Origin of the sequence: Gordonia paraffinivorans NBRC 108238 (assembly GCF_000344155.1) — a bacterium.
GTDB classification, from domain to species: Bacteria; Actinomycetota; Actinomycetes; order Mycobacteriales; family Mycobacteriaceae; genus Gordonia; species Gordonia paraffinivorans.
Genome location: NZ_BAOQ01000002.1, coordinates 174,794 through 193,259 on the forward strand (window position 1 = coordinate 174,794; position 18,466 = coordinate 193,259).

Sequence of the window (18,466 nt, forward strand, 5' to 3'; positions counted from 1 at the left end):
CTTGCTCAGACGTCCTTGGGAATCGTGGGATGCGGTGGCGGGGCAGGCGTCAGCCGATCCCGTACACACCCTGCTGGTCGTTGCGGACGAGCTGCCCGTTGTCGAACTCGAGGACCCGGCGACGCATCGCGTCGACGATGTGGCGGTCGTGGGTGGCCATGATGACCGTGGTGCCGCGCCGGTTGACGCGGTCGAGGACGTCCACGATCTCCTCGCTGGTCTCCGGGTCGAGGTTTCCGGTCGGCTCGTCGGCCAGCAGCACCAGCGGCCGGTTGACGATCGCGCGGGCGATGGCGACGCGCTGCATCTCGCCACCGGACAGCTCGTTGGGCATGCGGTCGTGCTTGCCCTCGAGTCCGACGTACTCGAGCACCTCGGGCACGACGCGCTGAATCGTCGACCGCGGCCGGCCGATCACCTCGAGCGCGAAGGCGACGTTCTCGGCGACGGTCTTCTTCTGCAGCAGTCGGAAGTCCTGGAACACGCAGCCGATCGACTGACGCAGCTTGGGGACCTCGCGGGCCTTCAGCTTGTTGACGTGGAACTCACCGAGCCAGATGTCCCCGCTCGTCGGCCGGTCCTCTTTGAGCAGCAGCCGGAAGAACGTCGACTTGCCCGATCCGGACGGCCCGATGAGAAACGCGAACTCCCCCTTGTCGATCTCGAAGCTCAAATCCTTCAGAGCCGGCCGAGAGGATGCCTTGTACTGCATCGTGACGTTCTCCAGCTTGATCACGATGAGCCAGTGTAACGACGCCGCCTGAGAGTCCGTTCAGGCGCGACACCCGCCTTCTGCGAGGTCACCGACCAGCGCAGATGTCCCCGGGTCAGCGTGTCGGAACCGGCGTCGTCTGCGTCGGTGCGCCGAAGCGCGGGATCTCCACGCCCGGCAGACCGGGGATCGTGGGCGCGTCGGTGGTCGGCCCACCGTCCGACGACCGGCCCCGACCCGAGGACTCCCCCGGCTGCCCGGTGCCCGGTGAGCCGGGTTCGCCCGGAAGAGGGAACTGCGACTCGCTCGATTCGGCCGACGTGCTCGGCACGGTGGTCGAGGTCTCCGGGAGTCGCTCGTAGGTGGGTTCGGGGGTGTACTGCGTCGTCCGCGGGGCCGGACGCGGCTGCTCCGGCGAGACGACGCCGTACCGCTGGGAGGTGTAGCCGTAGAGCAGGCAGCAGGCGATGAACACCACCAACAAGACGACGCTGCTCACGCGGATCGTGGTGTTGCCGACGTACTTCTTCCACCGCAGCCGGCGCAGCCGCGAACCGGAATCGGTCCCCGACGACGAGCCCGAAGGCCGTCGAGAACCGGACCGATTCTGCGGCTTCGGCTGCCGCGAACCGGACTGCTGCGCGGGACCGGACTCCTGCGAATCCGATGCCCCGGAGCCGGGTTGATCGGAGTCTGCCATCACTCGTCCTCGTCTCGGGATCGGTCTCGTCCGCCCTGGTCGGCGAAGGTCGTCGGCGGTCCGCCGGCCGCCTGCACCTCGCGGCCCGCCGGCACGATGATGCCCTCCCGGGCAAGAGCGCGGATGATGTGCACGCGCAGCGCACGACCCACCTCGAACTGCTTTCCGGGTAGCGTCCGCGTGACCATGCGCACCGTGATCGAGTCCAGTTCCAGGCTGATGACGCCCAGCGACGACGGGGCGTCGAGCAGCAGGTCGTGCCAGCGCGGGATCTCGTAGAACTCGCGGCCGACCCGGTCGAGGGTGTCGTTGACCAGCCCGATGTCGGCCTCGGCCGGCACCGGCACGTCGACGACCGCGCGCGCCCAGTCCTTCGACAGGTTGGTGGCCTTGATGATCTGGCCGTTCGGGACGGTGATGACCTCGCCCTCGCTGGTGCGCAGTTTGGTGACCCGCAGGGTCACGTCCTCGACGGTGCCCTGGGCCGAGCCGTTGCCGGTGACGGTCAGGTCGACCACGTCGCCGTACCCGTATTGCTTCTCGGCGACGACGAAGAAGCCGGCGAGGATGTCCTGCACGATGCGCTGCGCGCCGAAGCCGAGTGCCGCACCGATCACCGCGGTCGGTCCGGTGAGCCCGCTGAGCGGAATCCCGACGACGCCGAGGATGTGGATGACGACGATGATCGCGATCGCGACGATCAGCGTCCACGCCATCACGTCGACCAGCGCACGACGATGCTTCGCGTCCTCGGTCTGGACGATCAGGTCACTGGTGGTGAACTTCGACTCCAGCCGATTGGCGTACTTCGCTGCGAACCACCTGATGAGCCGGGCGAGCAGGACCGCCCCGAGGACCCAGCAGACGATCTCCAGGCCGTTGGTCGCCAGCCACACGTACACCCGGCCGATGAGGACCTCGGTCGAGCTCGCCGGCCCGTCCGCAGCCAACAGCAGGGCGGGCAGCGCGGTTCCCGGCTGGAGCATCACGCCTGCGCGGACGCCATCCGCCAGCGGATGCCGGCCTCGATGAACTTGTCGATGTCACCGTCGAGGACGGCGGCCGGGTTGTTGTCCTCGACGCCGGTCCGCAGGTCCTTGACCATCTGGTAGGGGTGCAGCACGTAGGACCGCATCTGGTTGCCCCAGCTCGACCCGCCGTCGCCCTTGAGCGCGTCCATCTCGGCCCGCTCCTCCTGGCGCTTGCGCTCGAGGAGCTTGGCCTGCAGCACGCGCATCGCCGACGCCTTGTTCTGCAGCTGGCTCTTCTCGTTCTGACAGGTCACCACGATGCCGGTCGGGATGTGGGTCAGGCGCACCGCCGAGTCGGTGGTGTTGACCGACTGGCCGCCCGGACCCGACGACCGGTAGACGTCGACCTTGAGGTCGTTCTCGTCGATGTCGATGTGGTCGGTCTGCTCGACGACCGGCAGCACCTCGACCTCGGCGAACGAGGTCTGGCGGCGGCTCTGGTTGTCGAAGGGGCTGATGCGCACGAGGCGGTGGGTGCCCTGCTCGACCGACAGCGTGCCGTACATGTACGGCGCCTTGATCGCGAATGTGGCGGACTTGAGGCCGGCCTCCTCGGCGTAGGACGTGTCGTAGACCTCGACGCCGTAGTCGTGCTTCTCGGCCCAGCGGATGTACATGCGCATGAGCATCTGGGCCCAGTCCGCGGCGTCGACGCCACCGGCGCCGGCGCGGATGTTCACCACGGCCTCGCGGGAGTCGTACTCGCCGGCCAGCATCGTCTTGACCTCCATGGCCTCGATGTCGGCGCGGAGGCTGGCCCGCTCGGCGTCGGCGTCGGCGAGTGCGGCGGCCCGGTCCTCGCCCTCCTCGGCCTCGGCGAGCTCGTAGTGCACGGGCAGGTCCTCGAGACGCTGGCGCAGCTCGGTGACCTTGCGCAGCTCGGACTGGGCGTGGGAGAGCTCGCTGGTGACCTTCTGGGCGTGGTCCTGGTCGTTCCACAGGTCGGGATCGGAGGCCTGCATCTCGAGCTCGTCGATGCGACGACGCAACTCATCGAGGTCCAGCACCTTCTCCACGGTGGTCAGGGTGGCGTCGAGGGCTTCGAGGTCTGCGGTCACGTCGGGATGCACAATCATCCAGAGTACCGACCGTGGGCCGGGTCAGACAGCGTCGGGCACCGACAAGCCGGGCGACCCGCGCCGGCGGTCAGTGCTTGCCGAGATCGACCGGCGGTTCCGGGTCGGGCAGGACGCCGAACTGCCACGACGTGACGGCCTTGTGCGGCTTGTAGATCACCGGCAGGTCGTCGCCGACCTTCGGCCACTGATCGCCCTGTCCGAGCACGAGCGTGCCGTAGACGTCGGTGGGGTTGGTCTCGGGTCCGACGATGGTGCCGGTGATGGTGCAGAACCGCCGGCCGTCCTTGTCGGCGGCGGCCTGCGGGTCGACCTCGGTGTCGGAGACGCCGACGACCGTGAGCGTGCCCTGCACGTATTGCGAGGCCTTCGCGGCCGAGAGTCCCTGGGGGTTGCGGCCACGCTGCCACTGCACGACCAGCGCCACCACGAGCGCGGCCAACAGCAGGGTGAACACCACGGTCAGCACCATGAGGGCTACCCTACCGGGCATGTCCGCCGACTCCGGTTCGAAAGCAGCCAGCACCCCCGACGACCGGGCCCGCCAGGCCCTCGAGGACGACCTCGAACTCGCGCTGTCGCTGGCCGAGTCCGCCGACGCCCTGACCACCGAGCGGTTCGGGGCCGTGGACCTGAGGGTGGACAGCAAGCCCGACCTGACGCCCGTCTCCGACGCCGACCTGGCGTGCGAGCGCATGATCCGCGATCGTCTCGCGGCCCGCCGTCCCGACGACACCGTCCTCGGCGAGGAGTTCGGCGGCGACGCGACGCTGTCGGGCCGTCAGTGGGTCGTCGACCCGATCGACGGGACCAAGAACTTCGTGCGCGGGGTCCCCGTCTGGGCGACCCTGATCGCGCTGCTGGTCGACGGCGTCCCGACCGTCGGCGTGGTGTCGGCACCGGCGCTGCGGCGGCGCTGGTGGGCGGCCGCCGGCCTCGGCGCCCACACCCACTTCGACGACGAGGACGCCCGCGAGATCTCGGTGTCCGGTGTCGCCGACCTCGCCTCGTCGAGCCTGGCCTTCTCCAGCCTGTCCGGGTGGAAGGACCGCGGCATCCGCGAGCAGTTCGTCGACCTGACCGATCGCGTGTGGCGCGTCCGCGGCTACGGCGACTTCTTCAACTACTGCCTCGTCGCCGAGGGCGCGGTCGACGTCGCCGCCGAACCCGAGGTGTCGCTGTGGGACCTCGCCGCCCTCGACATCCTCGTCCGCGAGGCCGGTGGTCGGTTCACCGCACTCGACGGCACGCCCGGCCCCGGCGGCGGCAGCGCCGTCGCCACCAACGGCCTGCTGCACGACGAGGTGCTGGCGGCGCTGCGCCCGTGAACCGCGCCGTGGCCGCCTAGACCTCGGTGCCGCTCTCCTTCGCCAACACCTTGAACTCCGTTGCGTCGTCCTTCATCTCCGACAGTCGGCCGTAGTGGATGCCGGTGCCGGCGTCGGACAGGATCGCCTGGTGGATCGGCACGGCCACGCGCGGGGCCATCGCCCGCAGGTAGTCCACGGATTCGCTGATCTTCATCCAGGGCGCGGCCGACGGCAGCGCGAGGACGTCGATCTTCTCGAACGGGATGTAGAAGGAGTCGCCCGGGTGCATGAAGCGGCCGGGTTGCTCGGCGGTGCCGAGGATGTAGGCGACGTTGTCGACGACCGGGATCTCGGGGTGGATCACCGCGTGCCGACCGCCGGTGAAACGCGCGGTGAGCGAACCGATCTCGACCTGTCCGCCGCTGTGCGCCGCCGTCCACCGGCCCGCCACGTCGTCGGCGTTGAGTTGCGCGGTGGTCTGGGGATCGGCGTAGAGGACCGCGTCCGGGTTGGCCGCCACGAGGTCGGGCAGCTTCGCGATGTCGCAGTGGTCCGGGTGCTGATGGGTGATGAGGATCGCGTCGAGGCCGTCGATGCCCTCGAACCCGTGCGAGAAGTTCCCCGGATCGAACAGCACCTTGGTCCCGTCGATCTCGACGAGCAGGCATGAATGGCCGAAGTGGGTGATCTGCATGGTTCCACTCTGCCCGCTTCACACCACGATCGGGAAGATCCCCCATCCCGCGGCGGCGTCGGCGAGTCGGAAGAGTCCGTAGCCGATCCAGACGGCGAGGAAGACCGCGCCCACCGGTCCGACGACGACGTCGCGCCAGCCGGACAGCGGGGACCGGCGCCGCCTGGCCAGCGTCGCGAACGCGAGCAGCGCGGTGACCGCGGTCAGCACGAGCAGGACCGGACCGAAGAGGTTGAACCCGAATGCGGCGGCGACGTCGCCGTGCATGAACGCCACCCAGCTGCGGGTCAGTCCGCAGCCCGGACACGGCAGGCCGGTGATCATCGCGAACGGGCACATCCCCGGTCCGGACTCGATGCCCGACGGCGTGAGGATGCCGGCCGCCCCGAGGGCCGCGGCGCCGACGATCCCCACGACCGCGGCGCCCGCCGCGGAGGCGGACGATAAGCGCAGGTCGGCCTGGTGTTCGACGGTCACCCGGCCAGCCTAACGCGCCCCTCGGCGACGGGCGCCGGACAACTGCGTGACAAACTTCTTACCACCGAGTAAGGTCTGTTCTTACTACCGAGTAAGATCGGTCCACAACGTGCAGAGGCCCCGACCGGGGCGACTGGAAGAAACGGCTGGTGATCATGACAACTCACACCGAACCGCGCGACACCTCCGCAGTCGGCCGCAACCCCCATCCCCGCAACTTCATCGGCACCGCGATGCGCGTGCTGACCACGGTGACGGGCTCGGAGTTCGCCGAGAAGTACAAGATCCGCGAGCCGATCAACCGGGTCGCCTACCAGGCGACCAAGACCGGGTTCCAGACCCTCGGCGCCGCCAACCGCGCGTTCAAGGCCGTCCAGGGCGGTTCGGGTGAGGCCAAGCGGCTCACCACCGCGCCCAAGGACTACTTCAACCTCACCCCCGACGACGAGCAGCAGATGATCGCCGAGACGGTGAAGGAGTTCGCCGTCGAGATCCTGCGCCCGGCCGCCCACGACGCCGACGAGAACGCCGCGGCGCCCGAGGATCTCGTGAAGCGCTCCGCCGAGCTCGGCATCACGATGATCAACGTGCCCGAGGAGTTCGAGGGCGCGGCCAGCGAGCGCGGCGTGGTCACCAACGCCCTGGTCGCCGAGGCGATGGCCTACGGCGACATGGGCCTCGCGATCCCGCTGCTCGCGCCGAGCGGTGTCGCCACCACCCTGACCAACTTCGGCACCGACGAGCAGCAGCGCACCTACCTGCCCGACTTCGCCGGCGAGAACGTGCCGCAGTCGGCGGTCGTCGTCGCCGAGCCGAAGCCGCTGTTCGACGCCTTCGACCTGAGCACCAAGGCCACCCGCGTGCCGAGCGGCTACCGCCTCAACGGCGTGAAGTCCTTCGTCCCGGCCGCCGGGTCGTCGGAGCTGTTCGTCGTCGGCGCCCAGCTCGACGGCAAGCCCGCCCTGTTCATCGTCGAATCCGACACCAAGGGCCTGATCGTGGAGGCCGACCCCGGCATGGGCGTGCGCGCCGCCGGCATGGGCCGCCTGCTGCTGCAGGACGTCGCGGTCCCGGAGAGCGCGCTGCTCGCCGGTGACGCCGACGCCGCACACGCCGCCTATCGCGACGTGGTCCGCCTGTCGCGCCTGGGTTGGTCGGCCCTGGCCGCCGGCACCGGACGCGCGGTCCTCGACTACGTGATCCCCTACGTCAACGAGCGCGAGGCGTTCGGCGAGCCGATCTCCAACCGCCAGGCGGTGGCCTTCATGGTCGCCAACATGGCCACCGAGCTCGACTCGATCCGCCTGGTGACCCTCCGCGGCGCCGCCCGCGCCGAGCAGGGCCTGAGCTTCGCCCGCGAGGCCGCCCTCGCCCGCAAGCTGACCATCGACAAGGGCCTGCAGATCGGCCTCGACGGCATCCAGCTCCTCGGCGGCCACGGCTTCACCAAGGAACACCCGGTCGAGCGCTGGTACCGCGACCTCCGCGGCGCCGGCATCGGCGAAGGCATCGTCGTCCTCTAGGCCGCGCGGACCGAAGGAAACCCTGACATGAGCATCAATCTCGAACTGCCGAAGAAGCTGCACGTCACGATCGACCAGGCGCATCAGGCGGCGGCGGAGATCTTCCGCCCGATCTCGCGCAAATACGATCTGCGCGAACACGATTACCCGGTCGAGCTCGACACCCTGGCCAGCCTGTACGACGGTCTCGCCGAGACCGGCCAGGCCGGCGCGGGCGCCGACGGCGGCCGCAGCCAGAAGAAGGCCAAGCCCGAGGGCGAGGGCGCCGTCGTCAACGGCGGCAACATGCAGTCGGTCCTCAACGTCATGGAGACCTCGTGGGGCGACGTCGGCCTCATGCTCTCCATTCCCTATCAGGGCCTGGGCAACTCGGCGATCGCCGCGGTCGCGACCGACGAGCAGCTCGAGCGGTTCGGCAAGGTGTGGGCCGCGATGGCCATCACCGAGCCGAGCTTCGGCTCCGACTCGGCGGCGGTCTCGACCACCGCGACCCTCGACGGCGACGAATACGTCATCAACGGCGAGAAGATCTTCGTGACGGCCGGTTCCCGCGCCACCCACATCGTGGTGTGGGCGACCGTGGACAAGAGCCTCGGCCGCGCCGCCATCAAGTCCTTCGTCGTCCCGCGCGACCATCCGGGCGTGGAAGTCGTTCGCCTGGAACACAAGCTGGGCATCCGCGTCTCCGACACCGCGGTCATCCGCTTCGACAACTGCCGCATCCCGAAGGACAACCTCCTCGGCTCGCCCGAGGTGGACACCAAGAAGGGCTTCGGCGGGGTCATGCAGACCTTCGACAACACGCGGCCCCTCGTCGCGGGCATGGCCGTGGGTGTCGCGCGCGCCGCGCTCGAGGAGTTGCGCCGGGTGCTCGACGAGGCGGGCATCGAGGTCGACTACGACCGTCCGGCCGCCGACCAGCACGCCGCCGCAGCCGAATTCATCCGCATGGAGTCCGATTTCGAGGCGGCCTACCTGCTGACGATGCGCGCCGCGTGGATGGCCGACAACAAGCAGCCGAACTCGACCGAGGCGTCGATGTCGAAGGCCAAGGCCGGCCGCGTCGTCAACGACATCACCAACAAGGTCGTCGAACTGCTGGGCACGTTCGGTTACTCGGAGCGCCTGCTCGTCGAGAAGTGGGCCCGTGACGCCAAGATCCTCGACATCTTCGAGGGCACCCAGCAGATCCAGAACCTCATCATCGCCCGCCGCGTACTCAACAAGAGCAGCGCCGAGCTGAAGTGAGGAACTGCACCTCTCACAGGGTTCGGCCCCCGTCATCGTCCTGATGGCGGGGGCCGAATCATGTTCGCGTCCGGTCGTTCTCAGAACACATACGCCAACGCCGTCCCGACCGCGCAGGCGGCGACCGAGGCCGCCAGGGTCCCGACGGCGTACGCCGCGGACCGCAGGCGCTCCCCCTTCTGCGCCAGCCGGACCGTCTCGAAGCCCGCGGTGCTGAAAGTGGTGTAGCCGCCGCAGAACCCGGTTCCGACGATCACCTGCAACCCGTGCGGCGCCGCGTGGAAGATCACCAGTCCCGCGACGATGCCGAGCACCGCGGACCCGGTCACGTTGATCACGAAGGTGCCCCACGGCGTCACGCCCGGCCACCGGGACCTCACCGCGCCGTCGACGACGAACCTCGCCACCGCGCCGAATCCGCCGGCGGCCATCACGGCGAGGGCGATCATGCGCCCGCCCCGCGCCGGCCGTCGACCGCGGACGCACAGGCGATCCCGCACCACGCCGCGCCGATTCCTGCCACGACGCTCACCAGGGCGTAGGCCATCGCGGTCAGGACGGCCGACGCCCGGGACAGTTCGGCGACCTCCAGCGCGAATGCGCTGTAGGTGGTCAGCGCGCCGCAGATCCCGGTGCCGCCGAACAACCGCACCCGCTGGCGCCACCCCTCGTCCCGACCGAGTCGCGCCAGCAGTTCCAGCAGCACGCCGAGGACGAAGGCGCCGATGACGTTGACCGCGAAGGTCGCCCAGGGCCAGTGGCCTTCCGACGCCGGGAACGCCTCCTCCGCCCAGTACCGCGCGCCCGTACCGAGCAGGCCTCCGGCGAACACCCACAGCAGGGCGTGTCTCCGGAAGTGCAGGGGTCGGGTGTCCGGGTCGACGGGGAGTTCACCGTGCGGATCAGGGCTCACCCGGCCAGTGTCCTACACGCCGCCCCGGCATGCGTCGGCCTACCACACGAGGACGCCTTAGACGACGACGTTGTAGAGCACGATCAGGTACACCGGCACGATCACGTCGAAGAAGAAGATCGGCCCGGCGTTGCCCGGTGCGAAGTTGCGCTCCGTCACCATCTCCCGGAGACGACCGACGGCGGCCCCGAGATAGAACACCGAGAACGCGATGATCGTGGCCAGGGTGAACTCGTCGCCGAAGCCCGACGCCATGACCCCGAGCAGGCCGGTGGCCAGGCTCGCCAGGCCCACCTCCCACTGCCACGGCGTCTTCTCCGGCCAGCCGATCGACTCGGCGACGGGCTCTCCGAAGAACATGTGCCCGCAGCCGGTCATCCACCCCTGGACGCCGATCATCCACAGCACGGAGTTCTCGAGCAGGTCGCGACCGAGATCCCCGCCCCGAATGAGGGCGTCGACCAGCGTCGCCACCAGCGTGCCGACGATCCCGACGAACGGGACGACGGCGATCGCCAGGCGGACGATGCGGTCGTTCATGGTGGCAGGCCGGTCAGCCCCTCAGCTGTTCGGCGAGCGCCGTCAGGACGTCCGGGTCCTCGATGGTCGACGGGACCGTGTACTCCTCGTGGTCGGCGATCTGCCGCATGGTCTTGCGCAGGATCTTGCCCGACCTCGTCTTGGGCAGGGCAGGCACGACGGTGACGTCGCGGAACGTGGCGACCGCGCCGATCTCCTCGCGCACCTTCGCGACGAGCTCGCTGCGCAATGTCTCGGCGTCGATGTCGACACCCGACTTGAGGACCACGTACCCGCTCGGGCGCTGGCCCTTGAGATCGTCGTGGATGCCGATGACCGCGCATTCGGCGACGGCCGCGTGCGAGGCCACGACCGCCTCGATGCTGCCGGTCGAAAGCCGGTGTCCGGCAACGTTGATCACGTCGTCGGAACGGCCGAGGACGAAGACGTAGCCGTCGGAGTCGATGTACCCCGAGTCACCGGTCAGGTAGTAGCCGTCGAAGGCGTCGAGGTAGGACTTGCGGTAGCGCTCCTCGTCGCGCCAGAGGCCGGCGAGGGTGCCGGGCGGCAACGGCAGCTTGATGACGATGCTGCCCTCTTCGCCGGCGGGGACCGGATTGCCGTCGGCGGCGACGACACCCACCTGATAGCCGGGAACAGGGACGGTCGGCGAGCCTGCCTTGATCGGCATCGGCTCCAGGCCACGGAGATTCGCGGCGATGGCCCAGCCCGTCTCGGTCTGCCACCAGTGGTCCACGACAGGTACGTTCAGGATCTCCGACGCCCAGGTGAAGGTGTCCGGATCGAGACGCTCGCCGGCCGCGAACAGCGTCTGCAGGGTCGAGATGTCGTACTTGGCGAGCTCGGCGGCGTCGGGGTCGGCCTTGCGGACCGCGCGGATCGCCGTGGGAGCGGTGAACAGCGCCTTCACTCCGTGGTCGGAGATGACCCGCCAGAAGGCGCCGGCGTCGGGGGTGCCGACGGGCTTGCCCTCGTACATCACCGTGGTCGCGCCCACCATGAGCGGCGCGTACACGATGTAGGAATGGCCGACGACCCAGCCGACGTCGGAGGCAGTCCACCAGACGTCGCCGGCGGAGATGTCGTAGATGTTCTTCATCGACCAGGTCAGCGCGACCGCGTGACCGCCGTTGTCGCGGACCACGCCCTTCGGCTTACCGGTCGTGCCCGACGTGTAGAGGATGTAGAGCGGGTCGGTCGCGGCCACCGACACCGGGTCGGCCGGCGAGGCACCGGCCATCGCCTCGTCCCAGTCCAGCCAGCCGTCGTGCTCCGAGGCGTCACCGGTGATCTCGGGGCGGTTCTTCACGATGACGGTGCCCGGCGCGGCCGTCGAGATCTCGAGTGCCTTGGCCACCATCGGCAAGTACTCGACGGTTCGACCGGGTTCGAGGCCACCCGATGCGGTGACGACGGCGACCGGCTCGGCGTCGTCGATACGGGCGGCGAGCTCCGGTGCGGCGAAGCCGCCGAACACCACCGAGTGCACGGCGCCGATGCGGGCGCACGCGAGCATCGCGACGGCGGCCTCGGGGATCATCGGCATGTAGATGATGACGCGGTCGCCGGCGGTGATGCCGCGCGAGGCGAGCACGCCGGCGAAACGCGAGACCTCGTCGAGCAGTTCGGCGTAGGTGTAGCGGCGCACCTGGCCGACCATCGCCGAGTCCCAGATGAGCGCGCTGCGATCCCCGTGCCCCGCTTCGACGTGACGGTCGAGGGCGTTCACGGAGGTGTTGAGGGCGGCGTCGGGGAACCACCGGTAGAACGGCGCGTTCGAGTCGTCGAGGGCCCGGGTCGGCGGAGTGGTCCAGTCGACGGCCTGCGCGGCCTCGAGCCAGAAGCCTTCACGATCTTCCGCTGCTCGGGTGAATGCTTCGCTGTACCGGCCCATCGTGGCCATCCTTTCGACGTCAACCAGCGCACAATCGGGCACCACCGTGCCCTGCCGTTCTTAGAGGTTAGCGATGTGATGGTCACCACCCAATCCGAACCGGTCAGAAGCGGCGAGCGGTCGATCCCGCGCGACGAGCGGTCGTCGGACCCCGTGGACGAGGACGTGGACAACGATCTCCACGGAGGGGATCGACCGCGTGCCGCCTTCCGGCAGGTGCCGACACGACCCTGTCGTCGACACCGCGGGTCACCGACGGCCCACCGTGGTGTCAGGACCTCACCGTGGCGCAAACCCCTTCTCGGGCAGGACGAATGGCTCGGCCCACCGGACGCCCCGCACGTCGGTCCGCGCAACGGCGGCGCGACGCCGGTGCGCGACGACCCCGTCGGTGACGAGCAGTTCGACGTCCTCGTCGAGCCGACGGGCGAGGCTGCGCGCCGCCCAGCCGGGTCGCCCGGAGGAGGTGCCGACGACGACGGCGCCGGCGTTCACGTCTCGCGCGGCGTCGCACAGAACCGTCGAGGGGTTCCCGACCTCGGAGCGCGTGAGCACCGACCGCGCGCCGAGCCACAGCGCGAGCTCGCGCGCGGTCCGCAGGTGCTCGTCCACCACCGCCCGGCCGGTCACCAGGTAGGCCTCGTCCTTGAGCACGTCGGCGAACCCACCGGCCGCCTCCTCGCGGCGACGCGCGTACGCGCACACCAGGACCAGATCCGGGCCGCCCGCCCGCACCACCGCCTTGAGCGCCCGGCGCGAGGACTCGCTGCCGGAGATACCGACGACCACCGGTCGCCCGCCCGAGATGCCGTCCATGTGTGTCGGTGCCGTCGACGCGACCCACCGCACGCCGCGAGGCCCCAGAATTCCCCTCATCGTCTCGTCCTCTCCTCGACTGGAAAACGTGCTGGTCACAACGCTATGGAGAGGAAGGCGCCGAATCGCCATGCCGCGGGACGACCCCGTTTCCACCCTGGGGTGGAGACGGGAATCCACCGGCGGACGGAGGTCCGCGCCATCGCGGCGGACCTATCCTGGAACGGTGACGGGCTTCACAGCCGATCTGCGCCGACGGGTCGAACGCGCCGGTGGGGACTACCCACCGCTGTACCCGGCGGTCATCCTGTCGGCGAGCGCTCTCGTGACCGCGGTCTCCGCGCTGCAACGCCACTCCGCCGACGGCGCACTCGGATGGGTGATCGCCGGTCTGGTCTTCGCACTCATCACCCTCGTGCTCGACCTGTCGCTGCCGCCGTCGTCGTATGCCTGCTTCGGTGTCATCACGAGCACCGTGTGCTTCCTGATGGTGCCGGTGCACACCGACGCCGCCCCGCTGCAGCTGGTCTTGATGGCCGCCATCGGCGCGGCGATGTACCCACTGCGCACCGGTCTGGTGGTGACCGCTGCGGCCATCGGCGTGCTGGTGGTGTTCGGGGTGTTCGGCGGCCTCGAATCGCCTGCGCTCTACGCGCTCGGTGTCGCGTGCGGATGGCTCGTCGGTTACATGGTGCTGATACAGAAGCGACTCGCCGACAACCGCGACCGCATCCTGCGGGAACGCGCCGACCGGGCCGCGAGCGACGAGCGACGCCGCATAGCCCGCGAGATCCACGACGTCATCGCCCACTCGCTGTCGATCACCATGCTCAACGTGACCGGCGCGCGACGCGCACTCGAGCAGGACCGCGACGTCGACGAGGCCGTCGAGGCGTTGTCGGATGCCGAGCGCCAGGGGCGGCAGGCGATGACCGAGATCCGCAGCATCGTGCACGTCCTCGGCGCGGAAGAGAACCGGAAGCCGACGGCGCCCCCGCCGGGTGCCGGAGACCTCGGGGCACTGCTCGACGACTACCGGAAGGCCGGCGTCCACATCTCGTCTCGTATCGACGGCGACCTCGCCGCACTGCCCGAACCGGTGTCGGCCGCTCTGTACCGGATCGCCCAGGAATCGCTGGCCAACGTCGTCAAACATTCGGAGGCCAAGCGCGCATCGGTGTCGGTCGCGGCCGGTGACCCGGTCACGATCGTCGTCTCCAACCCCGTCACGGGTTCCCGGCCCCGCCGGCACGACGGCACCGGCATCGCCGGCATGACACAGCGGGCGGCACTTCTCGGCGGACATCTCGAGACCGAGCACGGCCGCGGCACCTGGACCGTGCGCGCCACGCTGCCGGCCCGTCTCGACACCTGCGCGCCGTCGCCACAGCGGGACGGGGCACGGCTGTGACCACGACCGCTCCCACCGATGCACCCGCCGCCCCCATCCGCGTGGTGCTCGTCGACGACCAGGAACTGATCCGCACCGGCCTGCGCCGCATCCTGCGACCCCGCGACGGCTTCGAGATCGTCGGCGAATGCGCCGACGGCTCGGAGGTGCTGCCGTGCGTGTCCGAACACCGACCGGACATCGTGGTGATGGACCTGCGGATGCGCGACGTCGACGGCATCACGGCCACCTCGCTGGTGCGGACGCTGCGCGAGCCACCGCCGGTGCTCGTACTCACCACATTCGACGACGATGACCTGCTGTCGGGCGCCCTCCGCGCCGGCGCCGCGGGCTTCATCCTGAAGGACTCCCCTGCCGAGGCGCTGATCTGGGCGGTGCGCGCGGTGGTCCGGGACGGAGCCTTCCTCGATCCGGCGGTGACCGGTCGGGTGCTCAACGGTTTTCGCCGGGCGGGCCGCGCGCGGACCGAGGTCGCGCCGGAACTGACCGATCGGGAGACCGACGTGCTACGACTCGTCGCACGCGGCCTGACCAACGCGGAGATCGGTGCAGCGCTGGGGATCTCGCAGGTGACGGTGAAGAGCCACATCAACCACATCTTCACCAAGCTCGACCTGCGGGACCGGGCGGCCGCGATCGTCTACGCCTTCGACCACGGCCTCGTACTGGCCGAACCCGAGTGACACCGGTGTTGCCCGGCGCCGGTCAGCGCGCCTGCACGTCGACCCCGTCGGCGAAACGATACGGTCCCGTCATCAGCAGGCCACCGAATCGTTTGCGCAGGCGCGACATCTCGGCGCGGACCGTGACCGTACGGTCGTCGACGCCGAACAGGTGTGTCGACAACCGGGCCGCGGTGGCCCCGTCGCGGTTGCGTGCGAGGAAGGAGAGGATCTCGCCGTGACGAGGCGAGCACCGGTGCGTCCATCCGCCGCTCGGTCCCTCGACGGCCACCTCGACGCATTCGGCTCCCGCCGCGGTCGTGATCGTCCGCAGGACGACGCGGGTCGTCGACATCCCTGTCGACTCCGCGACGCGCACCAGCCATCCACCCGGAAGGGCCTCGACGTCGCATTCGCCGAGCGTGCCGAAGAACCGCCGTCCCGGTCCCACTCCCCGCGGCAACAGCAGACGCGGCCGCGGCGACACCGCATCGACCGCCGCCACCCAGCCGTCGACGTCCACGGCGAGGGCCGGGCCCGGCGACCGGGCGAGGATCGGTGCGGCCACCGCTCGCAGACAGTCCAGACGCCGGTGGTGTTGCTCGCGCAACTGCGACTCGGCGAGCCGGGCCACCGCATGAACCAGGGCCAGCGTCGTCGGGTGGATCGTCGCCGCGGGGCCGGACACGTCGACCACGCCCAGGACGTCCCCGGTGCGTGGGTCGCGGATCGGGGCACCCGTGCACGTCCACGAGTGGTGGCTGCGGACGAAGTGCTCCGCGGAGAACACCTGGATGGAGCGCCCCGACACCAGCGCCGTGCCGATCGCGTTGGTTCCGACCGAGTTCTCGGCCCAGTCCGCCCCCTCGATGAAGCCCAGTTGATCCGCGCGGGTGAGCACCCGTGGCGATCCGCTGCGCCAGAGGACGCGGCCGGCGGCGTCGGCGATGACGAGGATGTTGTCGCCGCCGTCGATGAGCGAGTCGAGGTTGCGTGACAGGTCCTCGACGACCTCCGCGAGGCCCGACCGGCGGCGGCGCTCCTCGAGTTCGTCGAACTCCAGGAGGCGGTCGGCGCCGCAGTCGGTATCCGGATCGAGCCCGACCGCACGGAGGCGCTGCCACGAGTCGTCGATCACCGGGCGCGGCCGAGCAGGCATCCGGCCGCCCGACATCGCCGCGTCGTGCACGGCGGACAGGACGTGGGCGAACTCCCGGGGATCGTCACCCGCCTGTACCGCCGGCTCCAGCTCGGGCGCCTGATCGGAAATCGTCATCTCCACGATTGTGCGTCAGGTCACAGACCCGGGGCAATGCGCCCCGGCCTCGCAACGGGTTGCAACCCTTGCCGCCACCGGCTCACGGGGCGTCTGCTGGGCACACGAGATTGTGGTGCGCGTCACTCTCGACGCAATGGAAGCAGGCACCACCGAGATGAGGAGAGTCAATGACCCAGACGCTGGAACCGGTGGTCACCACCGGACGCACCCCGCAACAGCGGATCGACGCCTGGCTGGAGGAGTTCGAGACGGCGCTCGCCACCCTCGACATCGGACGTGCGACAAACGCATTCCTCACCGACAGCTACTGGCGCGACCTCACCGCGTTCACCTGGAACATCAAGACCGTCGAGGGCCACGAGCAGATCTCCGACATGCTCACCGCCCGACTCGCCGACACCCGCCCCTCGGGTTTCGGCACCACCGAACCGGCCACCGACGACGGCGACGACGTGGCATCGGCGTTCATCTCGTTCGAGACCGCGGTCGGACGCTGCGAGGGCCACGTCCGGATCCGCCCGGACGACAACGGGGTCGACAAGGCGTGGACCCTGTTGACGACCATGCAGGAGCTCAAGGGCTTCGAGGAGAAACGGGGTGCGACCCGACCGCTCGGAGCCGTGCACGGTTCCGACCCCGACACCCGCTCGTGGGCAGAGAAGAAGGCCGACGAGGAACGCGACCTCGGGCGTGGGACGCAACCCTACGTCCTCGTGATCGGTGGTGGCCAGGGCGGGATCGCCCTCGGCGCGCGCCTGCGTCAACTCGGTGTTCCCTCGATCGTCGTCGACCGCCACGACCGCCCGGGCGACCAGTGGCGCAAGCGGTACAAGTCGCTGTGCCTGCACGACCCGGTCTGGTACGACCACCTCCCCTACCTGCCCTTCCCGGACAACTGGCCGGTGTTCGCGCCCAAGGACAAGATCGGCGACTGGCTGGAGTTCTACACGAAGGTCATGGAGGTGCCGTACTGGTCGAGGACGACGTGCTTGTCGGCGGCCTACGACGAGACCGCGGGCCGATGGACCGTCGAGATCGACCGAGACGGTGAGCGGATGACCCTCTATCCGACCCAGCTGGTCCTCGCGACCGGCATGTCGGGCAAGCCCAACATCCCGACGGTGCCCGGTCAGGACGTCTTCGCCGGCGAGCAGCACCACTCGAGTCAACATCCCGGCCCCGACGACTACGCCGGCAAGAAGGTCGTGGTGATCGGTTCCAACAACTCCGCGCACGACATCTGCAAGGCCCTCGTCGACAACGGCATCGACACCACGATGGTCCAGCGATCGTCGACACACATCGTGAGGTCCGACTCATTCCGGGAGATCGCCCTCGGCGGCCTCTACAGCGAGGAGGCCGTACAGTCCGGGATGACCACGAAGAAGGCGGATCTCACGCTCGCGTCCCTGCCGTACCGGATCATGCACGAGTTCCAGATCCCGATCTACGACCAGATCCGTGAGAAGGACAAGGACTTCTACGATCGCCTGGAGAAGGCCGGCTTCAAGCTCGACTTCGGCGACGACGACTCCGGCCTGTTCATGAAGTACCTCCGTCGCGGCTCCGGCTACTACATCGACGTGGGCGCCAGCGAACTGATCGCGAACGGGACGATCAAGCTCGTGCAGGGCCAACTCGACCACCTGACCGAGAACACGGTCGTCCTCGCCGACGGCACGGAACTCGAGGCCGATGTCGTCGTGTATGCCACCGGGTTCGGCTCCATGAACGGTTGGGCCGCCGATCTGATGGGGCAGGAGGTCGCCGACCGGGTCGGAAAGGTCTGGGGACTGGGCTCCGACACCACCAAGGACCCGGGTCCGTGGGAAGGCGAACTGCGCAACATGTGGAAGCCCACGCAGCAACCCGGATTGTGGTTCCACGGCGGAAATCTCCATCAGTCCCGCCACTATTCGCTGTATCTCGCTCTCCAGCTGAAGGCCAGGTACGAGGGGCTCGACACCCCGGTCTACGGACTCGGCGAGGTCCACCACCTGAGCTGACAGCAGCCGGCAGCGCAAACGAGAAATGCCCCGCGACCGGATGGTCGCGGGGCATTTCTCATCCGCCCGTGTGCCGGCGGTTCGGACATCGTCGTTCGACAGACGAGACGCAACCGCCCACTGACGATCGGGTGTGGTGGGGATATGAGAAAGGCCCCGTATTCGACGATTGGG

General features: G+C 69.3%; 19 protein-coding genes. 6 read left to right on the forward strand and 13 right to left on the reverse strand.

The features are described 5' to 3' along the window. Positions 1–49: 49 nt before the first annotated feature. From ftsE to GP2_RS01790, 5 genes are all read right to left on the reverse strand, one after another. A complete protein-coding gene (ftsE, locus tag GP2_RS01770) occupies positions 50–736 on the reverse strand; it encodes a cell division ATP-binding protein FtsE (RefSeq protein WP_006898737.1) in 687 nt (228 codons plus the stop codon). A 91-nt stretch (positions 737–827) separates the two neighbouring features. After that, positions 828–1,412 (reverse strand): hypothetical protein, encoded by a 585-nt coding sequence (locus tag GP2_RS01775; protein WP_006898738.1) that lies wholly within the window; start codon positions 1,410–1,412, stop codon positions 828–830. Then, on the reverse strand, positions 1,412–2,398 hold the full coding sequence (locus GP2_RS01780) for a mechanosensitive ion channel family protein (RefSeq protein WP_006898739.1): 987 nt from the start codon (positions 2,396–2,398) through the stop codon (positions 1,412–1,414). Before GP2_RS01780 ends, GP2_RS01775 begins: the two co-directional genes overlap by 1 nt. Continuing rightward, positions 2,398–3,513, reverse strand: a complete 1,116-nt coding sequence (gene prfB, locus GP2_RS01785) for a peptide chain release factor 2 (RefSeq protein WP_040526216.1) — start codon at positions 3,511–3,513, stop codon at positions 2,398–2,400. Before prfB ends, GP2_RS01780 begins: the two co-directional genes overlap by 1 nt. Positions 3,514–3,589: 76 nt before the next feature. Next, entirely contained in the window at positions 3,590–3,991 is a 402-nt protein-coding gene (locus GP2_RS01790; RefSeq protein WP_006898741.1) for a hypothetical protein, read from the reverse strand. Positions 3,992–4,010: 19 nt separating this feature from the next. Between GP2_RS01790 and hisN the strand changes: the two genes are divergently transcribed. Next, positions 4,011–4,847, forward strand: a complete 837-nt coding sequence (gene hisN, locus GP2_RS01795; protein WP_157211625.1) for a histidinol-phosphatase — start codon at positions 4,011–4,013, stop codon at positions 4,845–4,847. 16 nt (positions 4,848–4,863) lie between these two features. Here hisN and GP2_RS01800 read toward each other — a convergent pair whose 3' ends face one another. Next, entirely contained in the window at positions 4,864–5,523 is a 660-nt protein-coding gene (locus tag GP2_RS01800) for an MBL fold metallo-hydrolase (RefSeq protein ID WP_006898743.1), read from the reverse strand. A gap of 18 nt (positions 5,524–5,541) precedes the next feature. Beyond that, on the reverse strand, positions 5,542–6,000 hold the full coding sequence (locus GP2_RS01805; protein ID WP_006898744.1) for a DUF2752 domain-containing protein: 459 nt from the start codon (positions 5,998–6,000) through the stop codon (positions 5,542–5,544). Between the two features lie 155 nt (positions 6,001–6,155). Between GP2_RS01805 and GP2_RS01810 the strand changes: the two genes are divergently transcribed. Beyond that, positions 6,156–7,523: an acyl-CoA dehydrogenase family protein gene (locus GP2_RS01810; RefSeq protein ID WP_040526217.1), complete on the forward strand. Its 1,368-nt coding sequence runs from the start codon at positions 6,156–6,158 to the stop codon at positions 7,521–7,523. A gap of 27 nt (positions 7,524–7,550) precedes the next feature. After that, positions 7,551–8,771, forward strand: coding sequence for an acyl-CoA dehydrogenase family protein (locus GP2_RS01815; RefSeq protein ID WP_006898746.1), 1,221 nt, complete (start codon positions 7,551–7,553; stop codon positions 8,769–8,771). 80 nt (positions 8,772–8,851) lie between these two features. On the opposite strand, the gene crcB (GP2_RS01820) is transcribed toward GP2_RS01815, so the two are convergent. The 5 genes from crcB (GP2_RS01820) to GP2_RS01840 form a co-directional block, all read right to left on the reverse strand. Then, entirely contained in the window at positions 8,852–9,220 is a 369-nt protein-coding gene (gene crcB / locus GP2_RS01820; protein WP_006898747.1) for a fluoride efflux transporter CrcB, read from the reverse strand. Continuing rightward, complete coding sequence (gene crcB / locus GP2_RS01825; protein ID WP_006898748.1) at positions 9,217–9,684, reverse strand: fluoride efflux transporter CrcB; 468 nt, start codon at positions 9,682–9,684, stop codon at positions 9,217–9,219. Before crcB (GP2_RS01825) ends, crcB (GP2_RS01820) begins: the two co-directional genes overlap by 4 nt. Before the next feature lie 57 nt (positions 9,685–9,741). Then, positions 9,742–10,224 (reverse strand): DUF6790 family protein, encoded by a 483-nt coding sequence (locus GP2_RS01830; protein WP_006898749.1) that lies wholly within the window; start codon positions 10,222–10,224, stop codon positions 9,742–9,744. 13 nt (positions 10,225–10,237) lie between these two features. After that, complete coding sequence (locus tag GP2_RS01835; RefSeq protein WP_006898750.1) at positions 10,238–12,118, reverse strand: propionyl-CoA synthetase; 1,881 nt, start codon at positions 12,116–12,118, stop codon at positions 10,238–10,240. 279 nt (positions 12,119–12,397) lie between these two features. Continuing rightward, entirely contained in the window at positions 12,398–12,994 is a 597-nt protein-coding gene (locus GP2_RS01840; protein WP_006898751.1) for a universal stress protein, read from the reverse strand. A 166-nt stretch (positions 12,995–13,160) separates the two neighbouring features. Between GP2_RS01840 and GP2_RS01845 the strand changes: the two genes are divergently transcribed. Both GP2_RS01845 and GP2_RS01850 read left to right on the forward strand, forming a co-directional pair. Next, complete coding sequence (locus GP2_RS01845; protein ID WP_006898752.1) at positions 13,161–14,345, forward strand: sensor histidine kinase; 1,185 nt, start codon at positions 13,161–13,163, stop codon at positions 14,343–14,345. After that, a complete protein-coding gene (locus tag GP2_RS01850; protein WP_006898753.1) occupies positions 14,342–15,028 on the forward strand; it encodes a response regulator transcription factor in 687 nt (228 codons plus the stop codon). The genes GP2_RS01845 and GP2_RS01850 overlap by 4 nt, the downstream gene beginning before the upstream one ends. Before the next feature lie 22 nt (positions 15,029–15,050). On the opposite strand, the gene GP2_RS01855 is transcribed toward GP2_RS01850, so the two are convergent. Beyond that, positions 15,051–16,283: a helix-turn-helix domain-containing protein gene (locus tag GP2_RS01855; protein WP_040526218.1), complete on the reverse strand. Its 1,233-nt coding sequence runs from the start codon at positions 16,281–16,283 to the stop codon at positions 15,051–15,053. 170 nt (positions 16,284–16,453) lie between these two features. On the opposite strand from GP2_RS01855, the gene GP2_RS01860 reads away from it, so the two are divergent. Beyond that, the gene (locus tag GP2_RS01860) at positions 16,454–18,292 is read left to right on the forward strand and encodes a flavin-containing monooxygenase (protein ID WP_006898756.1); all 1,839 of its coding nucleotides are present in this window, start codon (positions 16,454–16,456) and stop codon (positions 18,290–18,292) included. Positions 18,293–18,466: the final 174 nt, after the last annotated feature.

Excerpts from the sequence above, each read along its gene's own strand:
- GP2_RS01855 (WP_040526218.1), bottom strand. The coding sequence starts at position 16,283 with ATGACGATTTCCGATCAGGCGCCCGAGCTGGAGCCGGCGGTACAGGCG.
- GP2_RS01800 (WP_006898743.1), bottom strand. The coding sequence starts at position 5,523 with ATGCAGATCACCCACTTCGGCCATTCATGCCTGCTCGTCGAGATCGAC.
- GP2_RS01815 (WP_006898746.1), top strand. The coding sequence starts at position 7,551 with ATGAGCATCAATCTCGAACTGCCGAAGAAGCTGCACGTCACGATCGAC.
- GP2_RS01835 (WP_006898750.1), bottom strand. The coding sequence starts at position 12,118 with ATGGGCCGGTACAGCGAAGCATTCACCCGAGCAGCGGAAGATCGTGAA.
- GP2_RS01860 (WP_006898756.1), top strand. The coding sequence starts at position 16,454 with ATGACCCAGACGCTGGAACCGGTGGTCACCACCGGACGCACCCCGCAA.
- GP2_RS01790 (WP_006898741.1), bottom strand. The coding sequence starts at position 3,991 with ATGGTGCTGACCGTGGTGTTCACCCTGCTGTTGGCCGCGCTCGTGGTG.
- GP2_RS01780 (WP_006898739.1), bottom strand. The coding sequence starts at position 2,398 with ATGCTCCAGCCGGGAACCGCGCTGCCCGCCCTGCTGTTGGCTGCGGAC.
- GP2_RS01840 (WP_006898751.1), bottom strand. The coding sequence starts at position 12,994 with ATGAGGGGAATTCTGGGGCCTCGCGGCGTGCGGTGGGTCGCGTCGACG.
- GP2_RS01775 (WP_006898738.1), bottom strand. The coding sequence starts at position 1,412 with ATGGCAGACTCCGATCAACCCGGCTCCGGGGCATCGGATTCGCAGGAG.
- GP2_RS01810 (WP_040526217.1), top strand. The coding sequence starts at position 6,156 with ATGACAACTCACACCGAACCGCGCGACACCTCCGCAGTCGGCCGCAAC.
- hisN (WP_157211625.1), top strand. The coding sequence starts at position 4,011 with ATGTCCGCCGACTCCGGTTCGAAAGCAGCCAGCACCCCCGACGACCGG.
- GP2_RS01830 (WP_006898749.1), bottom strand. The coding sequence starts at position 10,224 with ATGAACGACCGCATCGTCCGCCTGGCGATCGCCGTCGTCCCGTTCGTC.
- crcB (WP_006898747.1), bottom strand. The coding sequence starts at position 9,220 with ATGATCGCCCTCGCCGTGATGGCCGCCGGCGGATTCGGCGCGGTGGCG.